Annotated in this window: 8 protein-coding genes and 1 pseudogene; all 9 read right to left on the reverse strand. The window is 60.2% G+C overall.

Going from position 1 to position 8612, the window contains the following annotated elements; genetic code table 11:
• Positions 1 to 57 precede the first annotated feature (57 nt).
• Complete coding sequence (locus tag CINSTRO3249_RS09820; RefSeq protein ID WP_074013149.1) at positions 58 to 1713, reverse strand: hypothetical protein; 1656 nt, start codon at positions 1711 to 1713, stop codon at positions 58 to 60.
• Positions 1714 to 1717: 4 nt separating this feature from the next.
• Positions 1718 to 2254, reverse strand: coding sequence for a baseplate complex protein (locus CINSTRO3249_RS09825; protein WP_074013150.1), 537 nt, complete (start codon positions 2252 to 2254; stop codon positions 1718 to 1720).
• Positions 2229 to 2927, reverse strand: coding sequence for a hypothetical protein (locus tag CINSTRO3249_RS09830; RefSeq protein ID WP_254304341.1), 699 nt, complete (start codon positions 2925 to 2927; stop codon positions 2229 to 2231). Before CINSTRO3249_RS09830 ends, CINSTRO3249_RS09825 begins: the two co-directional genes overlap by 26 nt.
• 23 nt (positions 2928 to 2950) lie before the next feature.
• The gene (locus CINSTRO3249_RS09835; RefSeq protein ID WP_074013152.1) at positions 2951 to 3568 is read right to left on the reverse strand and encodes a tail fiber assembly protein; all 618 of its coding nucleotides are present in this window, start codon (positions 3566 to 3568) and stop codon (positions 2951 to 2953) included.
• Complete coding sequence (locus tag CINSTRO3249_RS17640) at positions 3568 to 5376, reverse strand: phage tail-collar fiber domain-containing protein (RefSeq protein ID WP_074013153.1); 1809 nt, start codon at positions 5374 to 5376, stop codon at positions 3568 to 3570. The genes CINSTRO3249_RS09835 and CINSTRO3249_RS17640 overlap by 1 nt, the downstream gene beginning before the upstream one ends.
• Entirely contained in the window at positions 5376 to 5942 is a 567-nt protein-coding gene (locus tag CINSTRO3249_RS09845) for a phage tail protein (RefSeq protein WP_074013154.1), read from the reverse strand. Before CINSTRO3249_RS09845 ends, CINSTRO3249_RS17640 begins: the two co-directional genes overlap by 1 nt.
• A complete protein-coding gene (locus tag CINSTRO3249_RS09850; protein WP_074013155.1) occupies positions 5935 to 7119 on the reverse strand; it encodes a baseplate J/gp47 family protein in 1185 nt (394 codons plus the stop codon). The genes CINSTRO3249_RS09845 and CINSTRO3249_RS09850 overlap by 8 nt, the downstream gene beginning before the upstream one ends.
• The gene (locus CINSTRO3249_RS09855) at positions 7097 to 7438 is read right to left on the reverse strand and encodes a DUF2590 family protein (RefSeq protein ID WP_074013156.1); all 342 of its coding nucleotides are present in this window, start codon (positions 7436 to 7438) and stop codon (positions 7097 to 7099) included. The genes CINSTRO3249_RS09850 and CINSTRO3249_RS09855 overlap by 23 nt, the downstream gene beginning before the upstream one ends.
• Positions 7435 to 8612: pseudogene (locus CINSTRO3249_RS17215) on the reverse strand (phage tail tape measure protein); the annotation flags it as partial. The pseudogene CINSTRO3249_RS17215 and the gene CINSTRO3249_RS09855, both read right to left, overlap by 4 nt.

Raw genomic sequence — 8612 nt, forward strand, 5'->3', positions numbered from 1 at the left:
CTGTGAGCGGCAGCCACAAAAAAGCCCGCGTGATGCGGGCAGGGGTGTGCGGGGAGATCAGCCGATAACGGGCGCGTACCGGCGGCGTAAGGCGTCAGACTGTGCTCCGGTTGCCGCTATCTCTCCGGCGTTCTGGGGCGCACCGGTGTTGCTGTGGGTATGGCTGGCGGTCTGCTGCGCCAGCGTTTGCAGCACGTCCAGGGTGTCGAGCATCAGCGCCATCACGTTGACCTGCTCACTGCCCACCCAGACGACGGGGGCGATCACTTCCTGGCGCGCGGTCGCCAGACTACGGCGGATGTTGCCGATTTTCTCTATCAGGTCGCCGCCGATGTCCGTTGTCGCGTGTTGCCCGATGCTGGCGACATAGTTTGCGCGGGTCGCCACACTGTAATCGCCCTCGGCGATCTGCTGGATACTGCCGGCCAGAAGACGGGCGCTGCCCAGTACGGTGGTCTTGTCCGTGGCCTGTACCGTGGTGGTGCGGGTGACCAGCGTCCGGTTTTCGCTATCCGCCGTGATGTCACGGTGCTGGGCGCTTTCGCGGATAGACTGATCCGTCTGACGCTCCCAGTCGCCCGCCACGGTGACACGTTGAAAGACTTCCGCGCGTTGTTGCTGAAGCTGTTCGCCGGGTTTGATATCGGGCAAGGTCTGGCCGTGGGCGAGGATTTGGCGCACAAAGGGCTTATCCGGGCGACCCTCGGTAAAACCGATTTCAAGGAGCGTGCCCGGCGGCGGAAAATGGAACAGCCCCGACTCTGCGCCGGCCATCGGCAGGGGGAGCGGCACGGCGGGATATACTGGCGTATTCGCTGCCGGGTTGCCGTCCGCATCCAGTAATTGAACATCCACCGCGTAACGCGGGCGGAACGGATCGGCCAGGTCACCCCGGCTGATCGCTTCACTCGGCCCCTCGACCCGCGCAAATTTCGGCAGATGCAGCCCGGCGGACAATTCCGGGTAGGCTGCATCAATCTGGCGCTGTGCGGGCGATTTGGTGGTGGCTTTTCCCGTCAGAGGGTTGGCAGCCTGCCAGGTCAGCGCCATGGTGTCATTCTCCAGGCGTACCGTGACCAGCGGCTTGCCGTTGACGACCACACCGGGGCGCAGGCTGGGCACCATGGGCAGCGTTAGCGTATTGCCTGCCGCCTGTGTCTGGCTGAACTCCGGGGGGATAGAGACCGGCTTGCCGGCAAACAGGGCGTGCGCAGCGCCGCCCAGGTAAATCCCGCCGTCCGGCAGCGGTTGCCAAAGGTAGTCTTGTATACCAAATGCCGGCCCCAGGGCGGCCAGCAGCTGATAGCCGCTGCCGCTGTGGGTAAAATGGGGTATGGGGGTATCGGTGTCAGTTGACGCGGTCGGCAGGACCACGGTGAGGCCGCTTTGGGCCTGTATCCACTCGGCTATCTGGCGCAGGGTCGGATGCTGAAATGAACAGGGCCAGGGACGGTCAAAGATACCGCTCATCTCGCGGACAAAGAGGCGCTGGAAGCCTTTTCCGGCAGGTTGCGCACGTTCAACAAAGCCAGTAAACCAGCGTAATACCCGCTCAGGGTAGCCGATATCCAGGCGAACCAGCTTACCGCTGTAGTCCTTTTCCGTCTGGGCGGTGATAAATCCTCGCCCGCTGGCGCTTATCTCCAATATCAGGTTGACGTCAACCAACGGTACCGTATCCCCTGACAACATCAGTCGTTTAATCGGTTTCATAGTCTTACCCCAGCGCGTCATTGACGGGTTTGAGCACCTTGCGTTCAAACCAGCTTAATTGTTCGTCGCTCTCTGCCGCCGGCGTGCCGTTTGCTGGCCCCTTGCCCGGACTCTGTTTCTGGGCGGCGGTTTGACTGCCTTCGCGCGCGTCTTTCTTCTCGGGCACGCTCAGATGTTCGCGTAACGTGAATGTCACCAGCCAGGCTTGTTTACCGTCCTGCTTCGGGGCCTCTATCGAGCCGCTAAACGTCGCCAGCCGAAAGTTAATGGCCTGGGCAGTATGATTCGCCACGCGGTAGCGTTTCAGCCTGCCTCCCTCGGTGGCTTCAGCCAGGGCAAACAGGCGCGTTAGCACCTCGGACTCCGTAAACGGGATAACCCCAGAGACGCGCAGCTCCTTAGGCTTGATGCCCTGCTCCGCGTTGGCGGTGCTGGAGGTTTGCCCCGACTGGTCTTTTTCCTGAAACTGCATGGTGGGCGTCACCATCAGGCTTTTTAGCGGCAGCGCTTCGCCATCAAGGGCCAATGTGATGATTGTCATGGACCATCGCCTCCAGTGCAGAGACCGCGTCTCCGGCAAACAGCGTCGCCAGGGTCATCACCGCATCGGGTTGCGGCACCGCTTTTTGCATGTTGGCCGCCAGGGTGGCCGCCAGTCCTTCGCCAGTAAATACCCAGGCGTTGACGCTTTTCTGGCTCAGGTCTCCCAGAGCCTGACCGATAGCATCGTGGGCCGATTGGCGCGCCTCAGACAGCGCGGTTAAGTGAGCCTGTAGTTGAGCCACACTGGCCCCGCTGGCTGCCTCCGCCTTTGCCTCTGCCATGATTTTTGCCCGTTGCGCCAGACGCAGTGTGCCGGCAGATAACGGCAGCGGGGCAGGTAAGCCGCCGCTGGCTTTAGGCGGAAGCTGCATCCGGGTGATGGCCTGCGTGGCCGCTGTTTGCGCCATGCGCGAGACTTGCCCCAGCACTGGCAGGGGTAACACCGCTGAGAAAGCGGCGAGCAGGGACATAAATTCCGGCTGCGAGGTGGCGCAGAGCATCATTACCATCACGCGCAGATTACGCCCTGAGCCAGATAGCTTTTGCGCCAGCCAGTGCACGGCATTTTGTGGACTCAGGTAGCTTCCCGAGGCGGCGGTGCGTCCCACCCCCGGCGTCCAGGGATGCACTGGCAAGACGGTGCAGGTCAAAGGCGGAAGACTCTCTGTCAACCGTAGTGTTGACTTACGCCACCTCATGCCGGGGCCTCCGGCCAGTCGATATCGGGCGCGGTGCTGATATCCACCCGGTTTAGCAGTACGCTGTAGGTCTCCCAGGCGTTTAAGGCATCAACCTCAGCTTGCGTCGCCATATTGAGCTTGATAGCACGCTCCAGCGAGATTATTTTCTGCCCGGCGACATCAAGTCGTCGCGTCTTCTCCTCATGGGCCGTGTTTTGTATTGCCGCCTGCTCTGCGGCAACGTCTTTTATCCAGCGCTGACCATTCCAGACATCATATTCCGATGCAGGAGCCATCAGCGTTAAGTGGTTTGCAAGTTTACCCGGCTCGGTAATCGTGAATGCCTGATGCGTGTTGATATCCCATGAGGTTTGACCGCGATAATCGGGAACGCATTCCCATTTATTGCCCTCGATGGCTCTCAATAGTGCTTCGGTGTTTTTCGGCAAGGTCGGTTTATCCGCATAGCCGTGCGCAGGCAGACCCACACCCGCAGGGAGATATTCATAACTGGCGTTGATATATTCACGTGTCATGGGATGTGCATGGTACACGGTTAACCAGCCGGGAGTATGACACAAGCCGTTATCATCCAGTATGGCCGTCGGAATGTCAGTGGAATATTTGTGCATTATGCTGCTCTCACAATGTAATTAAAGGCGACGTTACGGGGACGAGTTTCTCTTTGATGCTCATATTGTTGAATAATGGGATGCCAGCCGCCGTTATCCGTACCGGTTGCAAACTGAAATCCCGTGGCTCGTTGCTGGCCGTTATTCCAGTTATCATTTTTCCAGTAGCCATGTGGCCCCGAAACAGGAGATTGCCCCTCCTGCCAGGATAAAACCCCTCTCCCGGCATCAACACTTCTTCCATCATCCCAGCCACGGATAAATTCTCCTCGCAGGTCTGGTAATGCACCCGAGGGATAGGCTTGTGCGAGTAATGGAAACAGGGCTTTATCAAAAGGCGCGCCATTACACTTCAACCAACCCGCAGGGACATCCTGCTTTGGCCAGGGAAGGGGAATGCCAGACGGAACACTCTGACGAAGTTGATTATGGAGCCAGGCGCTCAAAGCACCGCTCCAAATAGGGGCGGTCACATCACCATTTTCGTGGAAAGTCGCGGTTCTACCGCCCCATGAGACGACGAGATTGCCGCCAAACAGCGCGCCACGGTTGGCATGAAGTTCGCCGGTAAACTGGGTCTTTCCTTCCACCGTCAGCGGGCCATTAACGGTGCCGCCGGTTTTCGGCAGAAATTTCGTGTCCGTCTGGCTTTGGCTGTATACCTCAAGATGACTGCGGGCCGCGCCTTTGTCTGGCAGGTCAGCCAGATTTTGCGCCTTTTCCAGCCGGCGGTTAGCATTATCCTGCACCGTTTTGATGGCTTGGGGCGTCGCCGCTGTGGTGTCGTCCTCGCTGTCGGTGGCATTGCTCAGCGCACTAATCCCCGCTTGGGTCAGCGTTGCCGGCTGTTCGCGGTCTTGTGTCGCCAGCTTCCCCAGCCCCAGATGTTTCCGGCTCTTCGCCTTGTCGGTGAGCGCCGCCAGATTGTCATCCTTGCGCAGATAGGCGTTGTTGGCCGCCTGCTCTGGCAGTGAGCCGGACGGGCGCAGGTCGGTTACCGTACCGTCCTCGTCAATGCGCGCCAGGGCAAACACATAATGGGCAAAGCCGCTTTCATCCACGTAATCGGTTTTGACCTCGCCCAGAGAAAAGGTGATAACCGTCTCCCAGCGGCTCACCACATTCCCTTGCAGGCTGACATCTGCCCATACGTGGGTCGGTGCAGCCCGCATGGTCAGTGGCTGATTTTTCGTCAGTTCAGCGCGCAGTCCGCCGATATAGCCAATACCGGCGGTGACCGTATACCGCTGGCCGCTGCGCGTGACCCGAAAACCGTCACCAAAGAAAGCGGCCGCACCGTAATGGTCAAGGTTAATCCGGCGCTGGCGTTCATCCAGGCCGGACAGCCGGGCGGTAAAATCGGTCTGCCAGCTTTCGGCGGGCGTAGTGATACCGGTTTCCATTGCCGCGCCGGTATACTCCATCAAAAAGGAGCGGGTAATGGCATTACCTTGTTGGCCGTTCGCGGTGGCCCGCTTGCGCTGCACCGGCGCATGCACAATCAGTGCCAACGTGCCGCTGTCCCGGTTCGCCAGGCCAACCCAGTTAAAATCAAAGTCGCCGACTTCCGTTCCCAGCGTCACCGAATACACCACCGCATGCTGATTGACGACGCCGGTCTTGTTCACCGCCTGGCGGTGTACGATGTATTCGGCCGCGGGCAAGGTTTCGTTACGGTCGATGGGCGCGGCAGGATCCAGCCCCGGCACCTGGGCAAAGACAAACTCATCCAGCACCACCGGCGTTCCCTCGGCGGCTTCCCGGGCTTTCCATTGCTCAAAGGCTGTAGTGATAATCGTTTGTGACATCAGGTTTTCTCTCTCGATGGGGGTAGCATGGCGCTGTAGCACTGGTAATCACCGCCGACCCAACCGGCGCGCAGATGCAGGTCAGTTCCGTTTATCACCTCAAACTGGTAACGGCGGCAGGTGCGCCCGTACTGCCGGATAATCTGGCGCAGCAAATCAGGATGGCCGGCTAGCTGGCCGTCGCTGAGGCGCACCCGTACCACGTCCCAATCCAGGCCGTCCAGACGCTCGACGATTTCCACACAGCCGATACCCAGACGCGCAAAGATGGCGATAAAGCCCGCTACCGAGCCGGCGTCACGAGCATTGACAAAGGCGTAGCGCACACGCAGACGGAACAGGGCCAGCGGCTCGCCGTCAAAACGGCTGATATCGCGCTGCCAGGCCAGCACGTTAAGCAGTGACTCCGCGCAGGTGGTGGCATTCAGCTGGCGCAACGGCCAGGTCAGGGAGCCATACACCTGCCGCCAAAAAGCATGACAGGCGCGTAACAGGCGGGCAGGCTCGCCCTTGTCCATCCAGACCGGCAGACGCAATTGGTCCAGTTGCTTGTCAAAATCAGGCATCCTTCACCTCAATCGTCAGGGTTTTCAGGCGCGGGACGTCAAGCTGGCTAACAATATCGGACAGCGAGAACGCGACCGAATCCAGCGCCCCAAACGTCTGATGCAGCGAGCGGGCCAGCGAGGAAAACGAAAAGCGCGCATGAGGCCAGGTCTTTTTCACCTCAAACGCTGCATTCTCACGAAACGCGCAGCGGATGAGGGTTTCACAGCCGGTCGTCAACGTGGTCAGCGCCTCAGGGGTAAAATTGGTCTTGTTCTTCACAAACAGCGTAACAGTGAGGTCGTGCCGGGTATCCGGCAGGGCAAAGCAGCGCATATCATCGCCGTGGCCGTGGTGGCCCTGGGTGGTGATGTACGCATTGACCGCCTGAATAAACGGCTCTGACGCCACACCGGAATCCAGCAACAAATACGCGTTGGCGGTGCCGGGCCCGCGTGGTGCATCGTGCTCAAAGAAAATACGGTCAATGCTCAGCCCCGCCACGGCGGCTATCATGCTGCGATACACCGCATCGGTGTGGTAATTCCCGGCCAGGTTATATTGGTTGCGGCAGCGCTCGCGCAGCTCGTCATCGGATTCCGCATCCGCCCCCGGCGTCAACAACCAGCCCTCTTCCGTGGTGACCTGGGCAATTCCCGGTACCGCGTGGGGTAAAATGCGGTAATACCCCGGCGCCAGATTGCTGCCGCCGCCGGTCTGCCCGGCGCTGACGTTGACCAGGGCGCTTTCCGCCCCTGCGCCAAGGGTATGATCTGCCTCGGTCATCAGGCGATAAACCGTGCCGTTAAGGCGTTCGGTCTCGATAACGGTGCCGGCGGGAACGGTGACCTCGGCTTCGGCGTTTTCCTTGAAAAACCGCACCACGCCACGGGCGGCGGTGGCGGGTTTACGGGACAGGCTGACGCCGGCGGCAAACGCATCAAGAAAGGCCCCGTCAGCGGTCACCAGAAACATGTTTTTCATCACCACCGACACCAGGGCATTTTTTAGCCACAGTACCGGGGTGGTGACCGTCGCCTGAATAAGCCGCCAGAACGGCGACATGCGCGAGGTATTGGTCACCAGCCCGGCGGCGCTCACCTGTTCGGCAAACGCGTGATGAATGGCCTCTTCAGTGGTCGGCATACCGCTGTCTTTTAGCGCCTGCTCGTAATCAATCTCGGGTTTGTTCGTCATAGCGGGGACTCATCTCAATACGACCAAAATCATAGGTTTGCGCTGTCACCCACAGCCGTTTCGCTGTTTCTTCACTGACTAACACGGTGCCGGGGATCAGGCGCTCGTCCTCTTCCAGCAGCAGGGTGATCTGCATCAGCAGATCCGCGCGCAGGGTGGGGCTACGCTCCGCCACCAGGCGCGTTAACAGGCCGCTTTCCAGCAGGGCATGGGCGCAGTCCTGGGTAATGCTCACCCGCTCTTTGCAGCGTTGCGGCTCGTGGCCGCTGTTCAGGGTGAAATCCCCGTCGGTGATCAGCAGATCCAGGTAACGGCTCATGCGTGCATCTCCTGCCATTCCAGTAAGCCCTCCGGCGTCATGCCCTGCGTGGTGTGGATATGCACCTGATTAATGTGGCGGCTGTTATCCGTGACGCTGCGCTGATGGGTGGTGATCTCACGGCTCAGGCCGCCGGGGCTGAGTCCTTTGGTCTGCCCGCCGGTCAGAAGTGGCGGACCGCTCGCGGGGCGCGTCGGCGCGGGGCCTGACGGGGTGACGCCGGCGGTGTTATCCCCCGGCAGGGAGGAGAGGGACAGGTTAACGCCGGGCAGATGATTGAGGGTTTCCGCTATGGTGTTCCAGGTGCGGGAGAAAGTGGCTTTCACCGACGCCCAGAGACCGGTAAACAGCTCGCTCACGCCGTCAATCATGCCCGCGAAGGTGTCGCTCAGGGAAAAGCCGGCAAAGTAGGCGCACAACGCCTGCCAGCCTGCGCTTATCCCCTCCCAGGCGCGTGTAAACAGGCTTGCCAGCCAGCTAACGTAGGCGGCAATCAGTTTAAAGGCGGTGGTCTGCATCATGGCGGCCTTGAGCGTATCCCAGTATCTGACCAGCGCAATGCACCCCACGACCAGCAGCGCCACCGCGCCCACAATCAGCAGGACAGGCCAGGACATAAAATTCATGGCGATGCCGGTCAGTACGGCGGCAATCCGCACCGCCAGCAACACGCCGCGCATCATGCGCATCACGGCCGCCCAGGCCAGCACCGCCTTGTGATACAACCAGAGGGCCGCCACATGGATCTTCATGAGGGCCGTCAGACCTGCCCACAATCCTTGCAGGCCCACCATAACAAAGGCGCTGGCACCCATGGCGATATTCACCACCGCGCCGGCCCCGGCCAGGCTAAGAAACGCCAGCACGGCATAGCCCACCACACGGGCAATATTGGGAAACAGCGTCAGCCAGCGGGCCAGTTTTTGCCCGCCGTCAGCCATTTTATTGATAAACGGGTATAACACCGGCAGCAGGGTGCGCCCCATGGCAATGCGGATCGCCGTCCAGATAGCGGTCAGCCGGTCCCAGGGCACAATCATTTTCTCGGCCATGTCGCGCGCGCGCTTCAGGCCGTCATTGCTGCCCAGCGCATGGATATGCTTGTTTAGCACATCCGTGTTGCCGTACAGCTGTTTAATGACATTGGCCCCGTCACCAAACGCCTTATCCAGCT

It is taken from the genome of Candidatus Sodalis sp. SoCistrobi, from assembly GCF_900143145.1.
Classification (GTDB): domain Bacteria; phylum Pseudomonadota; class Gammaproteobacteria; order Enterobacterales; family Enterobacteriaceae; genus SoCistrobi.